Genomic DNA, 24,623 nt, shown 5'->3' on the forward strand with positions numbered 1-24,623 from the left:
CTGAATAGAAGGAAAGGTTTCCATGCGTGCTTTGATGCGGCTCTGGGCGGCGGCCATGATGCTGTTGCTGGCGTTGGCGGGCTGCTCCCGGGAAGGCAGTCCCATCAACAGCCCCTATCCGGCCGGCGCCGAGGGCCAGAACACGCTGTATTCCGCCTTCGTCAAGCGCTCGCCCAAGTACCTCGACCCGGCCAGCTCTTATTCCACCGACGAAACCCCATATACCTACAACATCTATGAGACGCTGTACGGCTATCACTACCTCAAGCGGCCGTATGAACTGATCCCGCGCGCCGCGGCCTCGATCGATCCGCCGGTCTATCTCGACGCGCAAGGCCGCGAACTGCCGGCCGACGCGCCGGGCGAGCAGATCGCCCAGAGCATCTACGACATCAAGATCAAGCCCGGCATGCGTTTCGCGCCGCATCCGGCCTTCGCCCGCAAGACCGACGGCAGCTACGATTACTTCCCGATCGCGCCCGAGGAACTGGCCGACAAATACGCCATTCCCGATTTCCCGCGCACCGGCACCCGCGAACTCACCGCCGACGATTACGTATACGCCTTCCGCCGCCTGGCCAGCCCGCGCGTGGTGTCGCCGATCTATTCGCTGATGGCCGAATACGTCAGCGGCCTCAAGGAATATGGCGACCGCCTGCGCGAGCGCGACAAGGCGCTGCGCCGCGACCTGCCGGGCGGCGCCGGCGCCTCGTGGCTGGACCTGCGCGAGGCCGACGGCTTCACCGGCGTGCAGGCGCTCGACCCGCACACGCTGCGCATCCGCGTCAACGGCAAGTACCCGCAGTTCAAGTACTGGCTGGCCATGACCTTCACCGCGCCCGTGCCCTGGGAGGCAGACCGTTTCTACAACCAGCCCGGCATGGCCGAGCACGACCTGTCGCTCAACACCTGGCCGGTCGGCACCGGTCCCTACATGCTGGCCGAGTCGCAGCAGAACCGCCGCCACGTGCTGGCGCGCAATCCCAACTTCCACGGCGAGCCCTATCCCTGCGAGGGCGAGCCGGGCGATCGCGCCGCCGGCCTGCTGGCCGATTGCGGCAAGCCCACGCCGTTCATCGACCGCGCCGTCTTCAGCGTCGAGAAGGAAGCCATTCCGCTGACCGGCAAATTCATGCAGGGCTACTACGACCTGCCGCAGATCGAGCGCGGCGAATACGGCGTGGCCATGCTGGTGGCCGCCGGAGACAGCCAGGACAAGGCGCGCAAGTACGCCGAACACGGCATCCGCCTGCCCACCACGGTCGAGACCGCCAACTGGTACATGGGCTTCAACTGGCTCGATCCGGTGGTGGGCAAGGGCGACACGCCCGAGCAGGCCGAGAAGAACCGCAAGCTGCGCCAGGCCATCAGCATCGCCTTCGACTGGGAAGAATACGTGGCGGTGTTCGAGAACAGCCAGGCCTCGGTGGCCTACGGCCCGGTGCCGCCCGGCGTGCTGGGCTACCGCGAACCGCCCGAGGGCGTGAATCCGGTGGTCTACGACCTGGTCGATGGCAAGCCGGTGCGCAAGCCGATCGAGGTGGCGCGCAAGCTGCTGGCCGAGGCCGGCTACCCAGACGGCCGCAATGCCGTCACCGGCGCGCCGCTGGTGCTCTACTACGACTCCATGACGGGCGGCGGTTCCAACCCGCAGTTCGACTGGATGCGGCGGCAGATGGCCAAGCTCGGCGTGCAGATGGACGTGCGCTCGACCGACTACAACCGCTTCCAGGACAAGATGCGGCGCGGGTCGGCGCAGATCTTCCTGTGGGGCTGGAACGCCGACTATCCCGACGCCGAGAACTTCCTGTTCCTGCTGTACGGCCCCAACGCCAAGGCCAAGGGCGGCGGCGAGAACGCCGCCAACTACGATAGCCCCGAATACGACAAGCTGTTCGAGCAGATGAAATTCCTGGACGACGGCCCCGAAAAGGAAGCCCTGATCCAGCGCATGGTCGCCATCGTGCAGCGCGACGCGCCGTGGATGTTCGGCTACTTCCCGATGTCGGGCGGCGCCTACCAGCAGTGGGTCGGCAACGCCAAGCCCACCCAGATGGTGCGCAACACGCTGCAGTACATGAAGATCGACCCGGTCCTGCGCGAACGCAAGATCGACGAGTGGAATTCCCCCATCTGGTGGCCGGTGGGCCTGTTCGCGCTGCTGATCGCGCTGGCGATCTGGCCGTCCTACGTGGCGCTCAAGCGGCGCGAGCGGCAGACCGCCTTCGCCCAGGCTTCCCGCAAGGAGCATCAATCATGATCGGCTACGTCATCCGCCGGCTGCTGTACGGCGTGCTGATTCTGATCGGCGTGAACCTCTTCACCTTCATCCTGTTCTTCGCCGTCAACACGCCCGACGACATGGCGCGCCTGGCCATCGGCGGGCAGCGCATCAGCCAGGACGCCGTCGAGAAATGGAAGGTCGAGCACGGCTACGACAAGCCGCTGTTCTACAACGCCGGGGCCAAGGGCGCGGCGCAACTGACCGACACGGTGTTCTACCAGCGCTCGGTGCCGCTCCTGGCGATGGACTTCGGCGCGTCAGACGGCGGCCGCGACATCGGCCGCGAGATCCAGACCCGCATGGGCCCGAGCCTGGCGCTGGCGGTGCCGACCTTCTTCCTGGGGCTGTTCGCCAGCATCGTGTTTTCATTGACGCTGGTGTATTTCCGCGCCACCCGGCTGGATTTCTGGGGCGTGGTGCTGTGCGTGATATTGCTGTCGATCTCCAGCCTGTTCTACATCATCGCCGGCCAGTGGATGTTCGCCAAGCTGCTGCGGCTGGTGCCGTTCTCCGGCTTCGAGGGCGGGCTGGACATGGTCAAGTTCCTGGCCCTGCCGGTGCTGGTGGCGATCGTCTCGCGCCTGGGGCCCGAGGCGCGCTTCTACCGCACCCTGTTCCTGGAGGAGATCGGCAAGGACTACGTGCGCACCGCCCGCGCCAAGGGGTTGGCCGAGCGCGTGGTGCTGCTGCGCCACGTGCTGCGCAATGCCATGCTGCCGATCCTGACCAGCACCGTCGCCGCCTTGCCGCTGCTGTTCATGGGCAGCCTGATCGCCGAGTCGTTCTTCGGCATCCCGGGCCTGGGCAGCTACACCATCGACGCCATCAACGCGCAGGATTTCTCCATCGTGCGCGCCATGGTGTTCCTGGGGGCGTCGCTGTACATCGTGGGGCTGATCCTGGCCGACATTTCCTACACGCTGGCTGACCCCCGCGTCCGTTTCGAGTAGCCGCCATGCCCAAGTTCGTATTCCTCTGGACCGACATTGCGCTGTGGCTCATGGTGCTGGGCGCGCTGGCCTATGCCTGGCACGTGCGGCGCAGCCCGAACCTGCGCGCGACCTGGGCGCGGGTGGCGCGCGACACGCCGGCGATGTGCTCGGCCGTGGTGCTGGCGGCCTTCGCGCTGGTCGGCCTGCTCGATTCCATCCACTACCGGCCGCAGTTGCCGCCCGCGCCGGGCGCGGCGGCCGACGCCGCCCCGGTCTACGCGCCGGCGGTCAAGTCGGCGCTGGACGGCCTGCTGGGCGGCAGCGTGCTGACCCAGCCCGAGAAGACCTATTCCAGCCCGCTGGCGGTGCGCCAGTTCACCAAGGAGACCCTGCTGGTCGACGACAAGCCGGTGCGCGACTTCCCGCGGCTGCGGGCGGCCGGCACGCATCTGGCCGATCCTGATCGTGACCACCTGGGCGACGTCTCTTACCGCCTCGGCCTGGGGCTCGCGGCGGGGCTGGCCGTGTCGTTGGTCGGCGCCGGCCTGCTGTTCGCCTGCCTGGCGCGGCGCGGCGGCGCATCGGCCGCGGCAGAGGCTCTTCTGGGCGGGCGCGCCGAGGTGCCGTGGCGCGCCATGGCCATCACCTTCACCCTGCTGTGCCTGGTGGCGGGGGCGCTGGCCGGGCTGTCCAGCGGCTACCACGCCCTGGGCACCGACCGCATCGGCAACGACGTGCTGTGGCAGGCGCTCAAGAGCATCCGCACCGCGCTCGTCATCGGCAGCCTGACCACGCTCGCCATGCTGCCGCCGGCCATCATCTTCGGCATCGCGGCCGGCTATTTCAAGGGCAGGGTGGACGACGCCATCCAGTATCTCTACACCACCATCACCTCGATCCCGGGCGTGCTGCTGGTGGCCGCCTGCGCCTTGATGATGCAGGTCTATATCGACAACCACGCCGACCTGTTCGACACCTCGGCGGCGCGCGCCGACCTGCGCCTGTTCCTGTTGTGCATGATCCTCGGCTTCACCGGCTGGGCCGGCCTGTGCCGCCTGCTGCGCGCCGAGACCCTCAAGCTGCGCGAGCTGGAATACGTGCAGGCCGCGCGCGCCTTCGGCGTATCGCACTGGCGCATCATGACGCGCCACCTGCTGCCCAACGTCGCACACCTGGTGCTGATCACCGTGGTGCTGGAATTCTCCGGGCTGGTGCTGTACGAGGCGGTGCTGTCGTACCTGGGCATCGGCGTCGATCCCAGCATGAATTCGTTCGGCTCGATGATCGATGGCGCCCGCCTCGAAATGTCGCGCGATCCCATGATCTGGTGGAACCTGATGACCGCGTTTCTCTTCATGCTGGCGCTGGTGCTGGCCGCCAACCTGTTCGCCGATGCCGTGCGCGACGCCTTCGATCCGCGCACCCGCCGCTACAAGCCGGGCCGCGTGCCCGGCATGGGCTGGTTCGGCCGCCGTCCGGGCGCCGCGCTGGCGGCCGATGCCCGCGCGGCCAAGCCGGGAGACACGCCATGAGCCAGGACATCCGCCAGGACTCGCCCCTGCTGGCCGTGCAGGGCCTGGACGTGGACATTGCCGGCGACAGCGGCATCACGCACGCGGTCAAGCGCCTGCAACTGGCGATTTCGCAGCGCGAGACCTTCGCCCTGGTGGGCGAGTCCGGCTGCGGCAAGAGCATGACCGCGCTGGCGCTGCTGCGCCTGCTGCCGGATGCCGGGCGCATCGTCGGCGGCCAGATCGACCTGGATGGCGAAGACCTCAACCGCCTGCCCGAAAGCGCCATGCGCGGCGTGCGCGGCGGCCGCATCGGCATCATCTTCCAGGAACCGTCCACCAGCCTGAACCCGGTCATGCGGGTCGGCGACCAGATCATCGAGACGCTGGTGGCGCACACGCCGCTGCGCGGCGCCGCGGCCCGCGCCCGCGCCATCGACTGGCTGCGGCGGGTCGGCATTCCCGAACCCGAGCGGCGTGTGGACGATTACCCGTTCCAGTTCTCCGGCGGCCAGAAGCAGCGCGTCATGATCGCCATCGCGCTGGCGGCGGAACCCTTGCTGCTGATCGCCGACGAACCCACCACCGCGCTCGACGTCACGGTGCAGGCGCAGGTGCTGGACCTGCTGGCCGACATCCAGCGCGAGATCGGCATGGCGGTGCTGCTCATCACCCATGACCTGGCGGTGGTGCGCAACGTCGCCCACCACGTGGCCCTGATGCGCGGCGGCGAGATCGTCGAAAGCGCCAGCGCCGAGGAATTCTTCCGCGCGCCCAAGCACCCGTACGCGCGTCAGTTGTTCGACGCCATTCCCACTTTCGAGAAGCGCGGCGCGCCGCTGAGCGAGGCCGGCCGCGCCGCCCAGGGCGCGGAAGGCGCCAGGCGCGGGCCGCGCGAGCCCGGCGTGGTGCTGGACGTGCAGGACCTGAAGGTGCACTACCCGGTGCGCAAGGGCCCCCTGCGGCGGGTGGCCGCGTGGGTCAAGGCCGTCGACGGCGTGACCTTCAGCCTGCGCGCGGGCGAAACCCTGGCGCTGTTGGGCGAATCCGGTTGCGGCAAGACCACCACCGGCAAGGCGCTGCTGCGCCTGATCGACGGGGCCCGCATTTCGGGGCGCGCGATGCTGCAGGGACAGGATCTGCTGACCGCCGACCGGGCCCGGCTGCAGCGCCTGCGGCAGGACATCCAGATCGTGTTCCAGGATCCGTACGCCTCGCTCGACCCGCGCATGCGGGTCGGCGACATTCTCGACGAGGGCCTGGAATCGCTGCGCCGCGGCATGGGCGCGCAGGAGCGCCGCGACCGCGCCGTCCGGCTGGTCGAGCGCGTCGGCCTGCCGGCCAACACGCTGGCGCGCTATCCGCACGAGTTCTCGGGCGGCCAGCGCCAGCGCATCGCCATTGCGCGCGCGTTGGCGGTCGAGCCCAAGGTGCTGATCTGCGACGAGCCGACCTCGGCGCTGGACGTATCGGTGCAGGCGCAGATCCTGGACCTGCTGCGCGAGTTGCAGGACGAGCTCGGCATCGCCTACCTGTTCATCACGCACAACTTCGGCGTGGTCGAGTACCTGGCGGATCGCATCGCGGTGATGGACGGCGGCCGCATCGTCGAACTGGGCGAGGCCGACGCGGTGCTGCACGCGCCGCGCCAGGACATGACGCGCCGGCTGCTCGACGCGGTGCCGCGGCTGCAATTCGGCGCGCCCCAATGAAAACCGCGCCCCGATCCTGTGGCGGATCGGGGCGCGGCATGCGCGGGTCAAAGCGCCTCAGTCGTGGGCGTTGCGGGTCTCGAGCCAGACCAGGGTGTCGTGCCTCAGGGCGCGCACGCATTGCGCCAGGAAAGCATGCACCACTTCCAGTTCGCCGGCGTTGTAGCGCCGGGCCATCAACACCACCGCCTCGGCCACCCACTGGCGTTCCTGGGCCAGTTGCTGGCACTGCTCCTCCACCGGCCGGATCACGATCATGCGGCGATCCAGCGGATGGCGGCCCCGCTGGACATAGCCTGCCGCTTCCAGGCGGTTGATCAGGGCGGTGGCGCCGCCGGAGCTGATGCCCATCAACTGGGCCAGTTGGCCGGTGGGCAGGGCATCGAACTCCATCACCAGCTCCAGCGCTTTCAGATCCGCCAGGGGGATACCCATTTTCTCCGCCAGGGCCGATTGGCAGGCCGCGTTGTACACGGCGAACTGTCGGCCCAGCATCAGGGCGATGTCGTCAAGCATTCCGGGACGCAGATCGTTGTTGCGGGATTCAGGCATCACGGTCACATGCTCGTGGTGAACGAAGGTTTCTTGTTGCAGCATGGCGTCGCTCCCTCACGGATCCGGTTGATCACTTCTTGGCCGTCAGGCCGCCGAGCAGCCCGCCCAGCAGACCGCCGTTGTTGCCGCCGGTGCTCGCGCTGCCGCTGACGCCGGCCGTCACCCCGCCCAGCAAGCCGCCCAGCAGACCGCCGTTGTTGGCCGAACCCGAGGCGCCCGCGCCCGCTCCGGCACTGGCGCCGGCCGAGGCGCTGCCGCCGGTCAGGCCGCCGAGCAAGCCGCCCAGCAGGCCGCCGTTGGCGCCCGCGGCGCCGCCAGCCGTGCCGCCCGCGCCAGCGGTCACCCCGCCGGTCACGCCGCCGAGCAGCCCGCCCAGCAAGCCGCCGTTGGCCGCGCCGCCCGTGGCGCCGCCCAGGTTGCCCGTCACGCCGCCCAGCAGGCCGGTCACCGGGGCCAGCAGGCCGCCGTTGCCGCCAGCCGCGCCGCCGGTCACACCGCCCAGGATCCCGGTGATCGGGCTGAGCAGGCCGCCGTTGTTGCCGCCGACCGCGCCGCCCAGGCCCAGGCCGCCGGTCAGGGAGGCGACCGCGCCGGTGGCATTGGCCAGCGTGTTGCCGAGCGGGTTGGTGTTGCCCGGCGTGGCGTTCAACAGTCCGCCCGCGCTGCTGACGGCGCCGCCCAGGCCTTGCAGCACGCCGTTCAGGCCGGCCACGTTGCCGCCAGGCAGTTGCGTGCCCAGATTGCTGACCGTGCCGCCCAGCGTGTTGAGCAGGCCGGCGACCGGCGCGCCCAGGTTGGTGGTGGCGCCGACTTGCTGCGTCAGGCCGACCACCGTGCCCGCCAGGGGGCTGGCCGTCGGGTCGAGCGCCTTGCCGATGCCGCCGAGGGCCGGCTGCAGGCCGAGCGGCAGCACGTTGTCGACGGTCTTGCCGACATTACCCAGCGCGGGTTCGAGCAGCGGTTTGGAGGGACCGCCCAGCACGCCGCCGGTAACGCCGCCGACCAATTGGTTGACGGGGTTCAGCAGGCCGCCGGAGCCGGACAGGCCCGCGGTCAGCGCGCCCACCGCGTTGGTGGCATTGCCCAGCACCGTGGTCAACGGCTGCGGATTCTTGGGATCGGCATTGAGCAGGCCGCCCGTGCTGGCGACTGTCTTGCCCAGGCCTTCCACCAGGCCGCCGACGCCGGCGCTCAGGCCTCCCGGCAGGCCGGTGCCCTTGACCGTGGTGCCCAGGCCTTCGACCAGGCCGCCCACTTGTTTGACGGTGCCGTCGACAGGCTTTCCCAGGCCGGTGGCGGCGCCAACCTCTTGGGTCAGGCCGACGACCGTGTCGGCGACCGGCTTGATGGTGGGGTCGAGCGCCTGGCCGACACCGCCCAGGGTGGTGCCCAGATTCAAGGGCAGGGTATTGTCAACCGCATTGCCGGTATTACCCAGCGTGGTTTGCAGCAAACCGGTGGTGACCGGGTTGTTGGGATTATTGGGTTCGTTCGGACCGCCGGGATTGCCGGGATTGCCCGGACCGCCAGGGTTGCTGGGATTATCCGTGCCAGGCAGGCTGGCAGAACTCTTGTGGCTACCACCACCGCCGCCGCAAGCGGCCAGCGCGCTCATCAGAGCGGCCGCCATAACGGTGGAGGTCAGAATACGATGTACGCGCTGCGTGTCAATCTTGGCATTCATGGCGAGCTCCTGTGGGGGAAGTGTCAGGCGTCGAAACTGCCCGATACATCCCTACATGCATAAACCATGCCAATATTTTTCAAACACGCTTCCGGTATGCGTTCAGGTCGTTTTTAGCTTGTTAAAAATCCTTTTAAATCAATAACTTATATTTAAAATAGAGGGTTTGTACCAATATTGGGAATCCCCCATATTTACGATCACGCGCCACCTGCGAATGTTACGTCCGGGGCCTGCCTGGGCCGTTACGTTACGGGCCGCGTTACGTAACGTGGTGTATGGAACAGGCAAAAAAAGCGCCTGTCGAAACAGGCGCGGCGCCTTGGCGGACTCGCGGCGCGGCCGCCGGCAGGCCGTGCTAGAACGCGTCGTAATACAACGAGTAGTTGGCGTTGAAACGCACGTCGCGGCCATTGTTTATGGTGGCCGAGCCGATTGGCTTGGCCACGTTGAAATCAAACAGGTAGTACTTGTCATCGGTAAAGCGCAGCCCCAGCGCCACCGACGACAGGTGCCGCTGGTTGAGCTGTTGCAGGCTCGAATTGTTGTACCAGGTGCGGGCATAGTCGATCAGCGCATAAGGCTGCACGTTGGACAGGTACTGCCAGCCGATGCCGAATTGGCGATTAACTTCGGCGGAAACACCCACGCCCTTGTCGCCGCTTTGCTCGCCTTGCGGATAACCCATCGCATACCGCCAACTGCCGTAAGACACCTGTTCCGACGAGGGCAGGATATTGCTCGAGTACTGGGCGGCGCCCGACAGGGTCAGGCCGAATCGCGCCGGCAGCGCGAAGGTCTGCTTGGCATTGAGGTTGTAGCGGGTGAAGTCCAGGTCCAGGATCGGCACCGCCGAATAGCCGTAGTTGGTGTTGATCTCTTTCTTCGCCCCGGCGCCGGTGAAGCCCCTGGCCACGGCCAGCGTCACGTCGGTGGTCTTGGATTCGGACACCTGGATATAGCGCATCTCGAGGTTGGCGGCCCGCACCTGGGCGTCCTGCTGCAGCCAGCGGTCGGAGTTCTTGGCCTCGTAGCGGTCCTTCGAGTTGGCCGCGTAGACGCCGAGCGTGCCGGTCAGCGAGCGCGTATTGTTCAGCAGGAACGGATAGCTGACGCCGATGCCGATGCGGTCGTTCTTGACCCGGCGGTTGAAGCCCAGGTATTCGATCGCCTCGTCCTTGGGACGCGCGTCGTAGTGGTAGCCGTCGATCTTGACCGCCAGCCCGTCGTTGCCCAACGGCACGCGGACCTCGCCGGAAATGTATTTGACGTCGTCGGTGTTGAACGGCACCGACGCCGTCAGCTTGACCTGTTCGCCCAGCGGCGTGAGGCTGTTGGTGGCCATGTTCACCAGCGGCTGCATGCCGGTGCCCAGGTCCGCCACCCCGCCTGTCAGGCTGACCGGCTGGCGCGAGGCCGCCAGCACCAGTTCGGTGGCGCCGTCGGCGCGTCGTGGCAGGTCGAGCGACGGCGTGAACTTCACCCCCGGCACCGTGCGCATCAGGTTCAGCACGCGTTCCAGCGTGGCCTGCCTGAGCGGCTTCTCCTCCTTCAGCGGCTCGGCCAGCGATTCCAGGCGGTCCTGGGCATTGCCGATATCGCCCTCGATGCGCACCGTGCCGATATAGCCTTCGACCACGGTCACCACCACCAGCCCGTTGGCGAAGGTCTGGTTCTGCACCAGCGCGAACGACAGCGGATAGCCGCGGTCGCGGTACAACTGGGTGATCTTGTCGACCTGCTGCACCAGTTCGCCCAGGCTGATCTCCTTGCCGGACAGCGGCGCCAGCAGGGCGGAGACTTCCTCGAACGGCATGGCGTGCACGCCGGTGACGTCGAAATGCCGGGGCACGATGCGCTGCGCGAGCCTGGCCTGCAGGGCCAGTTGTTCGGGAGTGGGGGCCTGGACCACCGGCGGCGGCTGGGTGGCGCTGGGCGGGCGTTCGATCTGCGGCAGCGCGTCCACGGGGTTGCCGCGTAGCGGGCCGTCGGCGCGTGCCGTGCCGACGGTGGCGAGGGTGCAGATAAGGGCGAGGGAAAGCGGACCTGCGGGAAGCGTGCGTCTCATGCCTGGTTGTCTCTCTTTGCCGCTGGCACCGTTTAAACAGAACATCCGTATTAAGGGTCCGGATAAAGGCTTGAATATATGGGGCCGCTATATAAGTAAAACCGGTGGCGCGCCGCTCAGGCGGTATGTTGCCAGCGCGCCGGGGCAATGACAAATTATTTCATTGTGACTGGCCGGAAACGTGGATATAACAACAGGACGACATACAAGGCAATCTTTCCATGGCCCGATTCCGGGTTTTCCGGGATATTTGAAAATGACCGTGGCTAATTTCCGGGTATTCGTTACAAGTAAGCTGCCATACCGCGACGAATACTGGTATAAACCCTGATGTGTATTAATTGTTAATAGATAAGACTATATAAACGTATCAAAACACATCGGGTTTACCGGCTCTCGGGAGTCCACAGATGGACCAGGATGACCCCAACAAAATCGTCGCAAGTCGGCCCGCCACGAGCGTCTGCCGACCGTCGGCTCACAGGGGCCGCGCATGAACCCGGGCGATATCGTTCCCCTCTCATTCAATAGCGGCCTGGTGGCGCTGTCGTTCCTGATCGCGGCGCTCGGCTCCTATGTGGCGCTGCTGGCGGCGGTGGGCATCCGCGCCGAAATGCAGGACGGCGAGATCCGCATCGGTTACATCATCATCGGCGCCCTGGCGATGGGCGGAGTGGGCATCTGGAGCATGCATTTCATCGGTATGCAGGCACAGGACCTGCCATTCGCGGTGGGCTACCAGATCGGTTTGACCGTGCTCAGTTTCCTGGTGGCGGCGGGTTTTTCCGGCTGGGCCTTCTGGTATGTGGGCCGCGACCGCTTCACATTTATGCGCTGCGTGGTGGGTGGCCTGGCCGCCGGCCTCGGCGTCGCTGCCATGCATTATGTGGGCATCAGCGCCATGCGCATGCCCGCGGTGTTTATCTGGAATCTGCCGATGGTTGTTTTATCGGTGCTCATAGCGGTAATCGCCGCGTCAGCCGCGTTGTGGCTCGCTTTCAATACGCAGAATGAGTTCCAACGCATCGGAGCGGCCATTTTGATGGCGATTGCGGTGTGCGGCATGCATTACACGGGAGCGGCGGCCGGCACGGTGGTCTGCACCGCCCCGCGCGATTTTTCCAGCATGCAGATTGGCGGGGTGATGCTGCCGTACGTCGCGTTCGCGCTGTCGTTCGTCATGTTGCTGGTGATGCGTTGGCATTTGCAACGCGCTTCGCGCCGTTTCCGCGCGCGACTGGCGCAACGCATCGACTCGATCATTGAATCGGCCCCCGTGGTCGATCCGGGCAGGACTCCCGGCTCGACATTGGGACCGGGTTGAGGGCCCGTCGGTAGCGACGGACCTGGCGGTACCCCGGAGACGCGAAGGTGTGGAACACGCCAGCGCGCCGACAGCACCGGGCTTAGGGGGCCACGCCGTCCCTGCGGCATGGCTCGATTATCAAGCGAGACCTGAGGAGCTCGACATGAAAGCGAAACTTGCGCAGTTCTGGAACGATGAAGAAGGTATTACCGCCCTGGAATACGGGCTGATCGCGGGCACCATCGCGGTGGCGCTGGTAGCCGCCTTGGCGACATTCACGGGCGCGCTCAGCGGCCTGTTCACGTCGCTGCAGGCCAAGCTCGCCAACGCGTCCAAGTGAGGCCGAAGACCCCGGTCGTCCCAGTGAGCCTGGCCAGGGCCAGGCGGCGCCGGACGGCCGGGTCTGACGCCCCGCCGGGCATGGAGCTGATGTTGACGACACTTCCCGCGCAGCGAATTCGGGCGGTTGCGGATTGACGGCGTTGCGCGCATCGGCTCCCACGTACTGCGCGCCCATGCATTGCCAGATTGAACCCGAAACCGTCAGAAGGTCCTGCCTTGTATCCAGGGGAAGTGCTGTGGTGGCTGTTGTTCGCATGCTGGAATCTGGTGTTGATATACACCGATCTGCGCTATCGCCGCGTACCCAACACGCTTATCGTCGCGGGCTTCGCGGGGCAGGCGCTGTGGCTGCTCGCGGCTTGGCTCGCGCCAGCCTGGGGCTATCCACCGCGTTGGGCCGGCTGGCCCATGGCATTGGCCGGATTCGCGCTGGCCTTGCCATTCTTCCCGCTCTGGCTCAAGCGTCTGATGGGCGCGGGCGACGTCAAGGCGATCGCCGTGCTGGGGCTGCTGACGGGCTTCGCGCCGCTCGTCATGACGCTGGTGGTCGCGAGCCTGCTGGCCGGGCTGCACGCCTTGCTCTACCTGTTTCTTTCCCGAAGCTGGGCCTTGCCGCTTCGGGCTCGCCAGATCCCCTACGGGACGTACCTGGGCGCGGCCGCGCTCAGCGTGGTGTTTATTCCCTTGAATTCGGACTGGTATTCGTGGTGTTTTTCCTGGTGTTCTACGCGATCCTGACGTACGCCCTGGTGTTCACCGCGCAGCACTCGGTCACCCTGGCGGCGCAGGACGGCGCCCGCAAGGTCCTGCAATGGCAGCCGGGCGCCACCTCGCTGACCGTGCGCGCCAATGCCGGCCGCGACACGGCGCTGGACCGTTCGAGCTGGATCACCACCATGTCCTCGGCCGCGGTGGCGGTGGCGGTGTGCGGCGCCAGCGGCACGCTCAGCAGCACCGCCGGGGGCGCCTGCAGCGGCCAGCCGCTCAGCGCCGACCAGATCGAGGTGACGGTCAGCTATCCGTACGGCGCCAATCCGCTGATTCCGAATTTCCCCTTCCTGGCGCAGGCGTTGATGCCGCCGTCGAGCGTGCTGTCGGCCCGCGCCACGGTCCACCTGGGCAACGGCCTGGATGGGAGCAACTGACATGGACGCGCGCCGTGCCCCGGGCCATTGTCGCGGTCGCAAGCGCGGCCAGCGGGGTATCGCCGCGCTCGAGTTTTCGCTGATGGTGACGATGCTGCTGATGTTCGTCTGCGCCGTCGTTGGCTATGGCGTGCTGTTCTGGATGCAGCAGCAGTTGGCCTCGGCCGCCTCGGAAGGCGCGCGCGCGGCCGTCCACGCGCGCTTTGCCGGCCAGGCGGACGTGCCCGGCGCCGCCTGCGCCGCGGCGATGAGCGTGTTCGGCACGGGTTCGGCGGTGGCTTGCGCGACGACCAGCGCGCCATGCGCGTGGAGCGGTTCAGGCGGCCAGACGGCCCAGTGCAGCACGGTCGCCATGACCTTCAACGTGCAGGCCTGGCCGGTGTTGTCGACCTTCCAGGCATTCATCGCCATGTTGCCCGGGACGGACAAGAACTGGATACCGACCCGGCTGTCGTCGAAGGCCATCGTGCAAATCTCCCAAGGGACACCATGAGCAGTCTGAGCAAAATCATCGCGGGTGTGTTGCTGGCGGCGGGCCTGGTGCTGGCGTTCGTGGCGTGGCGCCTGGCCTCGGCGCCGTCGGCCCCGGCGCCGGCGCCGGCCGGTCCCGTGGCGACGGCGCCGGCCGCGCCGGCCGAACCGCCGGTCAAGCGCTATCCGGTGGTGGTGGCGGCAACGCCGATACCGGCCGGCACGCGCATCGACGGCGACAAGATGCTCAAGGTGGACCAATGGCAGGTGGCGCTGTCCGGCAGCTACAGCTCGCCCGCGCCGTTGCAGGGCGCCTATGTGCGAGTGGACGTCGCGGCCGGCGATCCGCTGTTGCCCAGCATGCTGGCGCAGGGCCTGGCGCGCCAGCTCAAGCCAGGCGAGCGGGCGTTGGCGATCGCGGTCGATGAGGTGGTGGGCGGCGGCAACCGCATTGCGCCGGGAGACTTGGTGGACGTGTTCTTCGTGCTGGAGAAGGGCGTCGAGATCCCGGGCGGACAGGCCCGGTTGCTGCAATCGCAGGTGCGAGTGCTGGCGTATGGCGCGGCTTCGCTGGACGGTCCCGAGGAAAAGTCCGCGCTGCCCGGCCCGCCCGGACAGCCGGCGCGGACCGCCGTGCTGGCCGTGCCGGTCGACCAGGTCAACGAGCTGGTGCTGGCCAGCCGCTCCGGCCGCCTGCAGTTGGCGCTGCGTCCGGTCGGCGACGATGGCAAGCCCGATACCCAGTTGTTCGCCCAGCGCAGCGCCGTGCTGCCGGCGCGCGCCGACCTGACCCCCGAACAACGCGAGCAATTGCTCAGCGGCCCGAACCGCGCCTATGCCGGCGACAGCCTGGCGCAGTTGGATGCCCCGACACCGGCGGCCAGGCCGGCCCCGGCCCGCGCCGCTGGCGCTGGCGGCGGGGGCGGGCGCACCGTCGAAATCCTGCGAGGAGACAAATCCGAGCGCGTGCGCTATTGAAACGTGGCTGCGCGTGGCCTGGTGCCGCCCGCGGCTGGACCTTACCTGCCAAACCAGATCCAGCACAATGAAGAGATTCCAGCGCACCACCCTGATTTGCCTTCTGTCGGCCGCAGCGGTAATGACCTACGGCGTGGCCGGCATGGCGCAGACCGCCATCCAGTCCGACCCGGGCGCTGGCGCGCCCGCCCGCGACATCGCGGTCGCCGTGAGGGGCCAGCAGACGCTCATGCTGGAGGGCGCGCCCGCCCGCATCGCCATCGGCGATCCCGAGGTGGCCGACGTCAAGGTGCTGGCGGCCTCCGGCAAGCGGCAGGCCTCGCTGCTGCTGTACGGCAAGAAACCGGGCACCACGCAATTGCAGGTCTGGACCGGCAACAACGCGGCCCCGCAACTGTGGACGGTGCGGGTGGCGGGCAACGTGCAGCAGGTCATGGCCGGACGCGGCATGGCGGGCGGCGCCAACGTCGACGTGGCCGGCGACCGCGCGGTGGTGTCGGGCCAGGCCGACTCGCCCCTGTCGCACCAGGCCTCGGTGGCCGCGGCCGGCGCGGTGGTGGGTGACAAGAACGTGGTGGACGTGTCGACCGCCGGCACTGGCGGCGTGGTGCAGGTCGAGGTCAAGGTGGTCGAGGTGTCGCGCTCGGTCATGAAGCAGGCCGGCATCAGCTTCGCCGGCCGCAGCGGCCCGTGGGGCGGCACCAACTCGATCACGCCCGACGGCTTCCCGGCGCCGCTGGGCTTCAGCAAGAGCGCGGCCCTGGCCTCGGGCTTCTCGCTGTTCTACGACTCCAACGATTTCAGCGCGCGCCTGCGCCTGCTGCAGAACAACGGCATGGCGCGCGTGCTGGCCGAGCCGACGCTGGTGGCCCTGACCGGGCAGAGCGCCAGCTTCCTGGCCGGCGGCGAACTGCCGATCCCCGAGGCCGGCGGCCTGGGGACGACCACGGTGACGTTCAAGCCATTCGGCATCGGCCTGACGGTGACGCCGACCGTGCTGTCGCGCGAGCGCATCGCGCTGAAGGTGGCGCCCGAGGCCAGCGAGCTGGACTACAGCAATGCCATCGCGGTTTCCAGCGGCACGAATACCACCACGCTGATCCCGGCCCTGCGCACGCGCCGGGCCGACACCACGGTCGAGCTGGGCGACGGCGAGAGTTTTGTCGTCAGCGGACTGGTGTCGCGCCAGACCAAGGCGCTGGTCAACAAGGTGCCGATGCTGGGCGATCTGCCCATCATCGGGTCGTTTTTCCGTAGTGTCGATTACACCCAGGAGGATACCGAGCTGGTGATCGTGGTGACGCCGCGCCTGGTGCGGCCCATAGCACGCGGCGTGACCTTGCCGCTGCCGGGGGCCAGGCAGGAGGCGACCGACACCGCGTTCAACGCTTGGGGCTATTACCTGATGGGTCCTGCGGGTGGGCAGCAAATGCCGGGTTTTTCACGGTGAGCGATATGAAGACACATGCCAGGGAGTGGGTTGGCTTGCAGAATAGCAACCGGTTTTTATTTTGTTCCAAGGGTGACGGCGTGGCCGCGCAGCTCGGACAGGCGCTGGGCGACATGGGCCTGCTGACCCAGGAAGTCCCGGGCGTCGAGGAACTGGGGCGGCGCCTGGCCGAAATCGAGCCGCAGGTGGTGTTCCTGGATTTCACGCTGAGCGAGGACGAACCCGGCAAGCTGTTCAAGTCCGCCGAGCTGGCGCGCCTGCTGGCGCGCATCGCGCCGGCGATTCCGCGCGTCGCGGTGGGACTGCTGAGCCAGCCGGAAGGCGCCATCGCCGCGTTGCGAGCGGGCGTCAGCGATTTCGTCGATCCGACCGTGGCGCCGCAGGAAGTGAAGGACGTGGTGCAGAGGCTGCTGGACCTGCCGGCCGGCGGCGGCCGCATGGACGGCTCGCGCCGCAGCGTGCTGCTGCTGGGCGCGCGTCCGGGCGTGGGCACCAGCACGCTGGCCGTGCACCTGGCCGGCATGGTGCAGGACCGCCTCAAGCAGCAGCATGGCTCGCGCGCCGCGGCCGCGGGCGCCAAGGGCGCCAAGCCGGCGGCCGACAACGGCAGCCAGTTGCCCCTGGGCAGCCGGGTGGCGCTGATGGACCTGGGTTGGCCGGTGGGCGATTGCCAGCTTTACCTGAACATCGGCGGCGATTTCGATTTCGCCGAAGCGGCGCGCAACCTGCGGCGGCTGGACTCGACCCTGCTCAGTTCGGCCATGTCGCATACCGCCAATGGCTTGAGCGTGCTGGCGCTGCCGCGCGACCTGGGCCAGATGCGCGATGTATCGCAATCCGATTCGCTGCTGGTGTTCGAGCGCATGCGCCAGCACTTTGGCGTGGTGGTGGCCGACTCTGGCGGCTTCTCCAACCCCGAGTTCGTGGCCGGCCTGGCGCGCGCCTCGGAGCAGAACTGGATCGTCACCGACCAGAGCGTGGGCGCGCTGGTGTCGCTGGCCGGGCTGCTGCAGGAGCTGGAGCAACTGCACGTGGACCGCCGCAGCCTGGGCCTGATCGTCAACCGCTACGACGAGCGCTACGGCATGACGGCCCAGCAGATCGCCGAGCGCTTCCAACTGGAGCTGGTCGGCACGCTGCCTGACCGCACGCTGGCGCTGATGGTGTGCACCAACCAGGGCCACCTGCTGCACGAGGAGGCCGAGCGCGACGTCTACGTGCGCGCGGTGCAGGCGCTGGCCGAGAAGCTGAGCGCCGAGGAAAACACCCCGGGCGGCCGGGCGAGCTGGCTGGCCACCTGGCTGCCCGGCGTGCACCGCCGCATGGTGGTCGAGTAACGGACGGCGGCGGAATCCCACATGATCATGACAGCGACCATAGAATTCGGCGGCGATGGCGACAAGGGGTTCGCCTCATCCAACCGCTTCCAGGAAGTGAAGACGGCGGCCTACGAGCATCTGCTTTCCCGCATCGAGGAGCTGGGCGCGGAGTTCGGCAGGTGGGCGCGATCGGCGATCCAGGAGTTCGTCGACATCGAGGTGGCCAGCTTCGTGCGCCTGCGGCGGGTGCCGATCAACGAAGGCGAGATGCGCCAGATCGCCGAGGCCCTGACCAAGGAGCTGGCCGGCCTGGGGCCGTTGGAGGATCTGCTGGCCGACCCGGCGGTCGAGGACATCCTGATCAACGGCTACGACAACGTGTTCGTGTCGCGCCGCGGCGTGCTGGCGCGCGAGACGCTGCGCTTCACCGACAACCAGCACGTCCTGCGCATCGTGCGCCGCATCCTGGCGCCGATCGGCCGCCGGCTGGACGAGTCCAGCCCCATGGTCGACGCGCGCCTGCCCGATGGCGGCCGCCTGAACGTGGTGATCGAGCCGCTGGCGGTCGATGGCCCGATGGTGTCGATCCGCAAGTTCCGCCAGGATCCGCTCAAGCCGGCCGACCTGCTGACACTGGGCACCTTCGACGAGGAGATCTACCGGCTGCTGCATGAAGCGGTGAAGAACCGCTGCAACATCCTGGTGTCCGGCGGCACCAGCTCGGGCAAGACTTCGCTCTTGAACGCGCTGGCCTTCTTCATCCCCGAGACCGAGCGCGTGGTGACCGTGGAGGACACGGCCGAGCTGTCGCTCAACCACCCGCATGTGGTGCGGCTGGAATCGCGCCAGGGTGGCTTCGACGGCAGCGGCGCGGTCAGCATCCGCGAGCTGATCCGCAACAGCCTGCGCATGCGTCCCGACCGCGTGGTGGTGGGCGAAGTGCGGGGCGCCGAGGTCATGGACATGCTGCAGGCCATGAACACCGGCCACGAAGGCTCGATGGCCACGATCCACGCCAACTCGCCGCGCGAATGCCTGTACCGGATCGAGATGCTGGCGGGCTTCGCCGGCTTCCAGGGCAGCGAGGACAGTCTGCGGCGCCAGATCGCCAGCGCGCTCGACTTCATCGTGCAGATCGGCCGCCTGTCCAACGGCAAGCGGCGGGTGCTGTCGGTGACCGAGGTCACCGGCATGGGCGACAACGTCATCTCGACCCAGGAACTCTACCGGCACGAGACCTTCGCCACGCCGGAGGGCGAGGAAAAGGATCGCTGGAACTGGCTCGGCATCCATCCGCACACCCCCAAGCTGGCCAAGATGCGCAGCGAGCAGCGGCCGACCGACAACGCGCCGCCCGAGTCCGACGGCGGCGGCTTCTGGAGCAGGAGGCGCTGATGCTGCAGGCCGGAGTGATCGCGGGTCTGGCGCTGGTGCTGGCGCTGGCGGCGGTGCTGCTGTGGCGCCACGCCAACAGCGGCCAGCGGCGCGCCGCCAGTTCCGCCTTTCTCGAAGACCAGTTGCGGCGCGGCCGCGGCGCGCCGGTCAGCGGCAAGATGCCGTTCGCGCACGGCGCCCGCGCGCTGCGCAGCGGTTTCTCGCGTTGGGACATGCTGCTGCTGCAGGGCGGCGTGCGCCAGAGTCCCGGCTTCTACGCCAAGCTGACGCTGCCGATCGTGCTGGCGGCGCTGCTGGCCTGGGCCTTCCTGGGCTGGCTGTCGGGCCTGGTGACGCTGGTGCTGCTGACCGTGTTCGCCTATTTCCTGCTGTGGCTGCGCGCCGACCGGCGCCAGCGCCGCAGGGTGGCGCAACTGCCGGCGTTTCTGGACAACATCGTGCGCCTGGTCACTATCGGCAACAGCATGGCGTCGGCCTTCCAGACCGCCGCGGCCACCACCGACGAGCCGCTGCGCGAAGTGGTCGAGACCGCCGCCGCCCTGAGCCGCTCGGCCAAGGAACTGGACGCGGCGCTGGTGCAGGTTTCGCGCCAGTACGACATGAAGGAGCTCTACATGGTGGCGGCCGTGGTGTCGGTGGCCTTGCGCTTCGGCGGCCGCAGCGACCAGGTGCTCGAGCGCATGGCCGCGTTCATGCGCGACATCGGCCAGGCGCGCGCCGAGCTATCGGCCAGTTCGGCGGAAATCCGCCTGTCGGCCTGGATCCTGGCGCTGCTGCCGCTGGGCATCGCCGGCTTCATCATGGTGGCCAACAACGACCTGTTCATGGGTCTGTGGGTGGACCCGCTGGGCTTCAAGATGCTGATGACGGCGGTCTGCCTGCAACTGGGCGGCTCCTACATCCTGTATCGCATGGCCAAGGCCATCTGAGGACGACGCGGATGCAAGCGATCGAATCCTGGAATGTCTCAACGGTGCTGGCGGTGGCGCTGATGCTGGTGGCGGCCGCCATGCTGATCCTGGGCCTGAGCATGACGCGGCGCCTGCGCGGCCAGGATCGCAGCCGGCAGGTGGTGGAGCAGGCCCTGGCGACGCGCGAGGGCCGCGTCAAGGCGGCCGCCGCGCCGGCGGCCGAGGGCGCGCAGGGCCGGCTGGCCGCCGCCACGCGCGCGGCCGACTCGTTCGGCAAGCGCCTGAGCGAAGGACGCTTCGCCGAAGCGCTGCTGGCCGGCGAGGACCGCAAGCTGGTGGATATGGCGGGCTACGAGAACCCGGCCACGGCGCGGCTGCGCTTCATCGTCGCGCGCTTCACCCTGGCGCTGCTGCTGCCGGCGGCGGCCGTGGCGCTGGATCTGGGGCGCAGCATCGGCTCGTCGCTGGGCCTGTTCGTGGCGGCGTTCTTCGGTTTCGCCATCGGCTACATGCTGCCCAAGTGGTTCGTGCGCCGGCGCCTGTCGCGCCGTCGCAAGCAGGCCGCCAACGAACTGCCGCTGCTGATCGACCTGCTGCGGCTGCTGCAGGGCGTGGGCCTGTCGATCGACCAGAGCCTGCAGGTGCTGACCAAGGAATTCGACCAGGTGCTGCCGGTGCTGGCGTACGAGTTGCGGCTGGCGTCCGAACTGTATGTGCGCGGCCGCACCCGCGAACAATCGCTGGCGCGGCTGGCGGCGGGTTTCGACAACGACGACCTGTCCGCCATCTGCCGCCTCATCGCCCAGGTCGACCAGCACGGCGGCGCGGTGCAGGAGCCGCTGAACCGGTTTGGCGAGCGCCTGCGCGAGAAGCGGCGCCTGGAGCTGAAGGAAAAAGTGGGCAAGACCACCGTCAAGATGACGGCGGTGATGATCGTGACCCTGTTGCCGGCGCTGCTGATCGTGACCGGCGGGGCGGGGTTTGTGGCGGTATTGCGCGGTTTGTCGCGCATGGGGGGGATGTAATGGCGGGCGGTATGGAAAGCGCGCGGCGCGCATGGCGTTGGACCCTGGCGGCGGCGGCGGTTGCCGGCGCCGGGACGTTGGCGGGTTGCCAGAGCAACAATGCCGAGACCGCCTGGCAGTTGATCCAGCAACAGCAGCAGGAACAGGCGCTGGCGCGCCAGCGCGAGGACGAGGCGGAGAACCGCCGCAAGCCGGCCGAGCCGGAGATGATGCTGTCGATGATCGCCGAGTCGCAACGCCAGGAGCGCTATTTCGCCTCGCTGGCCTACATCGAGGCGTTCCAGCAGAAGTTCGGCAACGATCAACGCATCGCGGTGCTGCGCGCCGAGGCGCTGCGCCAGACCGGCCAGACGGCCTCCAGCGAACAGGCCTACCGCGCCCTGATCGGCACCGCGCAGGCGGCAGACGGCTGGCACGGGTTGGGCCTGATCGCCGGTTCGCGCGGCCAGTTCGAGCAGGCCGCCGACGACTTCGCGCGCGCCGCCAAGCTGGCGCCCATGGACCCGCGCATCCTGGGCGACCTGGGTTACGCGCGGCTGCGGGCCGGCGATCCGGCCGGCGCCCGCGTGCCGCTGGGCCAGGCGGCCGAGCTGGCGCCCGAGAGCGGCAAGGTGCTGGCCAACCTGGCCTTGCTGCTGCTGGTCGAGGGCGAGCCGGTGCGCGCCCAGAACGTGATGGACCGCGCCAAGCTCGGCGACGAGGCGCGCAGCCAGGTCCTGCGCCTGGCCGCCGAGATCCGCAGTCAGACCGCCGCGCCGAGCGGTGTGGTGCCGGCCGCCGGGGCCGACACGGCGGCGACGCGGGTGTCCCGTGGCGAAGGCATCGTCATGCCGGTCATGAGCCCCTTGATGGACCGACTGGGCAACGGCCCGATCGTGCGCTAACCAGGAATCCCGATATGTCCCGAACCGTACGCTTCGTTCCTTTTTCCCTGGCGCTGCTTGCCGCCGCGGCCACGCCCTGGGCGAGCCAGGCGCAGTCGAACGCGCCGCTGACGGGCGGCGCCATGAGCGGCGTGGCGCAGGCTTCTCCCGTGCCGCCGGCCGCGCCCGCCGCCGCGCCCGCGGCGCAGATGCCGGCGCGGCCGGTGGTGCAGCAGGTGCAGACGCCGATGCCGCAGGCGGCCGCGCAGCCGGCGCCGCAACCCGCGGCCGAGGCGCCGGAAGCGTTCGGCGACATCACCCGCGGCCTGCTGGCCGCGCAGGCCGACGGCCGCCGCGCCGGCGCCGCGCTGCCGGTGCTGGGCGCCGCGTCCACCGCCGCCTGGAACCGCTACGTCGACAGCTTCACCCGGCCGATTCCCGAGTGGTTCACCAAGCGGGTGCAGACCAACAACACGAACTAGCGCCTGTTCACACGACAAGGAGCCTCGGGCCTGTCTCGCCGAGCCACGGAGCCACGATCATGCCAGCCACTCATTCTCGTTCTGCGTTCTGCCCGCGGCAGCGCGGCAGCATGACGGTGGCCATCGTTTTCGTGGTCATCGTCGGTCTGGTGCTGCTGGGCGTGGCCCAACTGGGCTATGCCTATTACATGAAGCGCGAAATGCAGAAGGCCTCGGACCTGGCGGCGCTGTCGGCGGTGCAGGTGCTGGGCATGGGTGCGCCCGCGGACTGCGCCCGGGCGCAGGCGGCGGGGCGGGCCGCGGTGCTGGCCAACGTGCCCAACATCTTCGACAGCTTCTCGGCGGCCGACGTCACCGTCGAATGCAAGGTGTGGGACACCAGCCGCGCCGACGCCAGCGGCATGTACGTGTTCGACCCCGCCAGCGGCCAGGCGCCGAACGCGCTGCGCATCACCGTCAACAAGACCCTCACCAGCCTGATCCCCAGCTTCTCCGGCAGCACGGCGGGCGGCGCGCAGGTCCAGGTGATCTCGGTGGCCACCAGCACCCAGCCGGTGGCCGTGTTCACCGTCGGCTCGCGCCTGCTGCGCCTGCAGAAGGGCGGCCTGCTGTCGCAGTTGCTGGCCACCGTGGGCGCCACGCCGGCGCAGCTCGACATCCTGGACGCGGCCGGCCTGGCCACCGTCAACATCACGCCGTCGGGCCTGCTGGAGGCGCTGGGCCTGCCGGTGTCGGTGGCCACCGGCGTGGGCACGCCGGCGCAACTGGCCGCGCTCAACAACCTGACGCTGGGCCAGTTGCTGCAGGCCACGCTGACCGTGATGAACAAGGCCGGCGATACCGCCGGCGCCAGCCTCGGGCTGCTGTCCAACGCCATCAACGTGGTGCTGAACGTGATGCCGGTGAACCTGCCGGTCAAGCTGTTCGGCGACGGCGGCGTCCTGGACCTGAACGTGGTGGGCGGCGACATCAACTCGGCGCTGCAGGCCAACATCAACGCGCTCAATGTGCTGGAGACCGCGCTGGTCATCGCCAACGGCCAGAACCTGGTCAACCTGGGCCTGAACGTGCCGCTGCTCGGCGTGCAGTCGCAGGTGCGCATCGTCGAGCCGCCCACCATCGGCGTGGGCGGGGTGGGCACGCAGGCCACCAGCGCCGGCATCCGCGTCTACCTGCGCGCCAACACCAGCAACATCCCGCTGGTGGGCCCGCTGCTGGCCAACACGCTCGGCACCAAGATCGACCTGCCTGTCATCATCGACGTGGCGCAATCGACCGGCACGGTCTCCAAGCTGTGCCAGGCGCCGCTCACCGAGTCGCAGGCCACCATCGACGTGACCTCGTCGGTCGCCAATATCTGCCTGGGGCGCTTTCCGGGCATGTCGTCGGCCGTCGACAACGTGCAGGCCAATTTCCTGTCCATCACCAATAGCTGCCAGCCCAGCTCGTTCGCATCGATCCAGCGCTACCAGGTCCTGAACGTGCTGGGCATCCTGCCGCTGACCAGCAAGGTCACGCTGCCGATCTTCAACTCGACCGCGCCCGTGTCGGTCACGCTGACCGAGCCGCCGTCGCCTAATTCCACCGCCACCGTCAATGCCACCTCGGTCAATCTTGGCGCGCTGGCCTCGAACCTGGCCGACGCCGTGGTCGGCGGCATCCTGGGCGACCTGGTCGGCACCGGCACGCCGCTGACGCCGGAACAGCGCTTGTCGCTGGCCACCACGCTGGTGGGCGGCGGCGGCAGCAATCCGGGCAAATCGATTTCGCAGGTGGTCAACGACATGCAGTGGTCCTCCACCGCGCTCAACCAGCTCGGCCAGCGCATGACCAGCGGCGGCCTGACCGGGGTGCTGGGCGGCACGCTGCAGTTGGTGGGCAACCTCCTCAATTCCTTGCTGCTGGCGCCGCTGAGCGACGTGACCTGCCTGCTGGCGATCACGCCGGACGGGATCCGCCAGTGCCGCGTCAACGCGGTCTCCTCGCTGGCGCTGAGCGGCGGCAACCAGGTGGGCGGCGTGCTGTCCATCGTGGTGACGCTGCTGCAGCCGCTGCTCGGCATGCTGTCGACCCTGCTGCAGCAATTGCTGGACATGCTTGGCCTGAGTGTCGGCCAGACCGATGTATCGCTGCTGTCGGTGGACTGCGGCAAGCCCCGCCTGGTGTATTGATGATGAAGCCCATGATTTC

At 68.3% G+C, this 24,623-nt stretch carries 21 protein-coding genes; 18 read left to right on the plus strand and 3 right to left on the minus strand.

Annotated features, from left to right (window positions below):
* Positions 1-22 precede the first annotated feature (22 nt).
* Genes SB816_RS07670 through SB816_RS07685 form a run of 4 tightly spaced genes read left to right on the plus strand, consistent with a single transcriptional unit; the run spans position 23 to position 6,439 of the window.
* Positions 23-2,260, plus strand: coding sequence for an ABC transporter substrate-binding protein (locus tag SB816_RS07670; RefSeq protein WP_144654727.1), 2,238 nt, complete (start codon positions 23-25; stop codon positions 2,258-2,260).
* Positions 2,257-3,234 (plus strand): ABC transporter permease, encoded by a 978-nt coding sequence (locus SB816_RS07675; protein ID WP_054503038.1) that lies wholly within the window; start codon positions 2,257-2,259, stop codon positions 3,232-3,234. Before SB816_RS07670 ends, SB816_RS07675 begins: the two co-directional genes overlap by 4 nt.
* Before the next feature lie 5 nt (positions 3,235-3,239).
* Positions 3,240-4,748 carry an ABC transporter permease gene (locus tag SB816_RS07680; RefSeq protein ID WP_144654728.1) on the plus strand — a complete coding sequence of 503 codons (1,509 nt, stop codon included), beginning with the start codon at positions 3,240-3,242 and terminating at the stop codon, positions 4,746-4,748.
* On the plus strand, positions 4,745-6,439 hold the full coding sequence (locus SB816_RS07685) for an ABC transporter ATP-binding protein (protein ID WP_410546735.1): 1,695 nt from the start codon (positions 4,745-4,747) through the stop codon (positions 6,437-6,439). Before SB816_RS07680 ends, SB816_RS07685 begins: the two co-directional genes overlap by 4 nt.
* Before the next feature lie 57 nt (positions 6,440-6,496).
* Here SB816_RS07685 and SB816_RS07690 read toward each other — a convergent pair whose 3' ends face one another.
* From SB816_RS07690 to SB816_RS07700, 3 genes are all read right to left on the minus strand, one after another.
* Positions 6,497-7,036 (minus strand): MarR family winged helix-turn-helix transcriptional regulator, encoded by a 540-nt coding sequence (locus SB816_RS07690; RefSeq protein WP_054503036.1) that lies wholly within the window; start codon positions 7,034-7,036, stop codon positions 6,497-6,499.
* A gap of 28 nt (positions 7,037-7,064) precedes the next feature.
* Positions 7,065-8,678, minus strand: a complete 1,614-nt coding sequence (locus SB816_RS07695) for a collagen-like triple helix repeat-containing protein (RefSeq protein ID WP_064524285.1) — start codon at positions 8,676-8,678, stop codon at positions 7,065-7,067.
* 358 nt (positions 8,679-9,036) lie between these two features.
* Positions 9,037-10,746 (minus strand): ShlB/FhaC/HecB family hemolysin secretion/activation protein, encoded by a 1,710-nt coding sequence (locus SB816_RS07700; RefSeq protein WP_064524287.1) that lies wholly within the window; start codon positions 10,744-10,746, stop codon positions 9,037-9,039.
* A 493-nt stretch (positions 10,747-11,239) separates the two neighbouring features.
* Here SB816_RS07700 and SB816_RS07705 point away from each other — a divergent pair, with 493 nt between their 5' ends.
* The 14 genes from SB816_RS07705 (at position 11,240) to SB816_RS07770 (ending at position 24,604) form a co-directional block, all read left to right on the plus strand.
* On the plus strand, positions 11,240-12,070 hold the full coding sequence (locus SB816_RS07705) for an MHYT domain-containing protein (RefSeq protein WP_054503033.1): 831 nt from the start codon (positions 11,240-11,242) through the stop codon (positions 12,068-12,070).
* A 145-nt stretch (positions 12,071-12,215) separates the two neighbouring features.
* Complete coding sequence (locus tag SB816_RS07710; RefSeq protein ID WP_006390266.1) at positions 12,216-12,392, plus strand: Flp family type IVb pilin; 177 nt, start codon at positions 12,216-12,218, stop codon at positions 12,390-12,392.
* A gap of 233 nt (positions 12,393-12,625) precedes the next feature.
* Positions 12,626-13,132, plus strand: a complete 507-nt coding sequence (locus SB816_RS07715; RefSeq protein WP_054503292.1) for a prepilin peptidase — start codon at positions 12,626-12,628, stop codon at positions 13,130-13,132.
* The gene (locus SB816_RS07720; RefSeq protein WP_054503032.1) at positions 13,099-13,539 is read left to right on the plus strand and encodes a TadE/TadG family type IV pilus assembly protein; all 441 of its coding nucleotides are present in this window, start codon (positions 13,099-13,101) and stop codon (positions 13,537-13,539) included. Before SB816_RS07715 ends, SB816_RS07720 begins: the two co-directional genes overlap by 34 nt.
* A gap of 1 nt (position 13,540) precedes the next feature.
* Positions 13,541-14,032 (plus strand): TadE/TadG family type IV pilus assembly protein, encoded by a 492-nt coding sequence (locus SB816_RS07725; protein ID WP_064524292.1) that lies wholly within the window; start codon positions 13,541-13,543, stop codon positions 14,030-14,032.
* Complete coding sequence (gene cpaB / locus SB816_RS07730; RefSeq protein ID WP_410546736.1) at positions 14,029-14,988, plus strand: Flp pilus assembly protein CpaB; 960 nt, start codon at positions 14,029-14,031, stop codon at positions 14,986-14,988. The genes SB816_RS07725 and cpaB overlap by 4 nt, the downstream gene beginning before the upstream one ends.
* Before the next feature lie 67 nt (positions 14,989-15,055).
* Entirely contained in the window at positions 15,056-16,438 is a 1,383-nt protein-coding gene (locus SB816_RS07735) for a pilus assembly protein N-terminal domain-containing protein (RefSeq protein ID WP_144654730.1), read from the plus strand.
* On the plus strand, positions 16,435-17,775 hold the full coding sequence (locus SB816_RS07740) for a MinD/ParA family protein (protein ID WP_054503028.1): 1,341 nt from the start codon (positions 16,435-16,437) through the stop codon (positions 17,773-17,775). Before SB816_RS07735 ends, SB816_RS07740 begins: the two co-directional genes overlap by 4 nt.
* Before the next feature lie 21 nt (positions 17,776-17,796).
* Positions 17,797-19,152, plus strand: a complete 1,356-nt coding sequence (locus tag SB816_RS07745) for a CpaF family protein (RefSeq protein ID WP_175143233.1) — start codon at positions 17,797-17,799, stop codon at positions 19,150-19,152.
* Complete coding sequence (locus tag SB816_RS07750; protein WP_144654731.1) at positions 19,152-20,081, plus strand: type II secretion system F family protein; 930 nt, start codon at positions 19,152-19,154, stop codon at positions 20,079-20,081. The genes SB816_RS07745 and SB816_RS07750 overlap by 1 nt, the downstream gene beginning before the upstream one ends.
* Positions 20,082-20,092: 11 nt before the next feature.
* Positions 20,093-21,088: a type II secretion system F family protein gene (locus SB816_RS07755; protein WP_054503025.1), complete on the plus strand. Its 996-nt coding sequence runs from the start codon at positions 20,093-20,095 to the stop codon at positions 21,086-21,088.
* A gap of 11 nt (positions 21,089-21,099) precedes the next feature.
* Positions 21,100-21,972 carry a hypothetical protein gene (locus SB816_RS07760; RefSeq protein WP_410546737.1) on the plus strand — a complete coding sequence of 291 codons (873 nt, stop codon included), beginning with the start codon at positions 21,100-21,102 and terminating at the stop codon, positions 21,970-21,972.
* Positions 21,973-21,986: 14 nt separating this feature from the next.
* A complete protein-coding gene (locus SB816_RS07765; protein WP_054503023.1) occupies positions 21,987-22,433 on the plus strand; it encodes a DUF3613 domain-containing protein in 447 nt (148 codons plus the stop codon).
* Positions 22,434-22,492: 59 nt separating this feature from the next.
* Positions 22,493-24,604, plus strand: a complete 2,112-nt coding sequence (locus tag SB816_RS07770) for a pilus assembly protein TadG-related protein (protein WP_240806371.1) — start codon at positions 22,493-22,495, stop codon at positions 24,602-24,604.
* Positions 24,605-24,623 lie beyond the last annotated feature (19 nt).

The sequence above is a fragment of the Achromobacter sp. SIMBA_011 genome (assembly GCF_046535435.1).
In the GTDB taxonomy this organism is placed as follows: Bacteria; Pseudomonadota; Gammaproteobacteria; order Burkholderiales; family Burkholderiaceae_B; genus Achromobacter; species Achromobacter dolens.

Coding starts and splice junctions, on each gene's coding strand:
- SB816_RS07670 (WP_144654727.1), top strand. CDS start 23: ATGCGTGCTTTGATGCGGCTCTGGGCGGCGGCCATGATGCTGTTGCTG.
- SB816_RS07675 (WP_054503038.1), top strand. CDS start 2,257: ATGATCGGCTACGTCATCCGCCGGCTGCTGTACGGCGTGCTGATTCTG.
- SB816_RS07680 (WP_144654728.1), top strand. CDS start 3,240: ATGCCCAAGTTCGTATTCCTCTGGACCGACATTGCGCTGTGGCTCATG.
- SB816_RS07685 (WP_410546735.1), top strand. CDS start 4,745: ATGAGCCAGGACATCCGCCAGGACTCGCCCCTGCTGGCCGTGCAGGGC.
- SB816_RS07690 (WP_054503036.1), bottom strand. CDS start 7,036: ATGCTGCAACAAGAAACCTTCGTTCACCACGAGCATGTGACCGTGATG.
- SB816_RS07695 (WP_064524285.1), bottom strand. CDS start 8,678: ATGAATGCCAAGATTGACACGCAGCGCGTACATCGTATTCTGACCTCC.
- SB816_RS07700 (WP_064524287.1), bottom strand. CDS start 10,746: ATGAGACGCACGCTTCCCGCAGGTCCGCTTTCCCTCGCCCTTATCTGC.
- SB816_RS07705 (WP_054503033.1), top strand. CDS start 11,240: ATGAACCCGGGCGATATCGTTCCCCTCTCATTCAATAGCGGCCTGGTG.
- SB816_RS07710 (WP_006390266.1), top strand. CDS start 12,216: ATGAAAGCGAAACTTGCGCAGTTCTGGAACGATGAAGAAGGTATTACC.
- SB816_RS07725 (WP_064524292.1), top strand. CDS start 13,541: ATGGACGCGCGCCGTGCCCCGGGCCATTGTCGCGGTCGCAAGCGCGGC.
- cpaB (WP_410546736.1), top strand. CDS start 14,029: ATGAGCAGTCTGAGCAAAATCATCGCGGGTGTGTTGCTGGCGGCGGGC.
- SB816_RS07735 (WP_144654730.1), top strand. CDS start 15,056: ATGAAGAGATTCCAGCGCACCACCCTGATTTGCCTTCTGTCGGCCGCA.
- SB816_RS07745 (WP_175143233.1), top strand. CDS start 17,797: ATGATCATGACAGCGACCATAGAATTCGGCGGCGATGGCGACAAGGGG.
- SB816_RS07750 (WP_144654731.1), top strand. CDS start 19,152: ATGCTGCAGGCCGGAGTGATCGCGGGTCTGGCGCTGGTGCTGGCGCTG.
- SB816_RS07755 (WP_054503025.1), top strand. CDS start 20,093: ATGCAAGCGATCGAATCCTGGAATGTCTCAACGGTGCTGGCGGTGGCG.
- SB816_RS07760 (WP_410546737.1), top strand. CDS start 21,100: ATGGAAAGCGCGCGGCGCGCATGGCGTTGGACCCTGGCGGCGGCGGCG.
- SB816_RS07765 (WP_054503023.1), top strand. CDS start 21,987: ATGTCCCGAACCGTACGCTTCGTTCCTTTTTCCCTGGCGCTGCTTGCC.
- SB816_RS07770 (WP_240806371.1), top strand. CDS start 22,493: ATGCCAGCCACTCATTCTCGTTCTGCGTTCTGCCCGCGGCAGCGCGGC.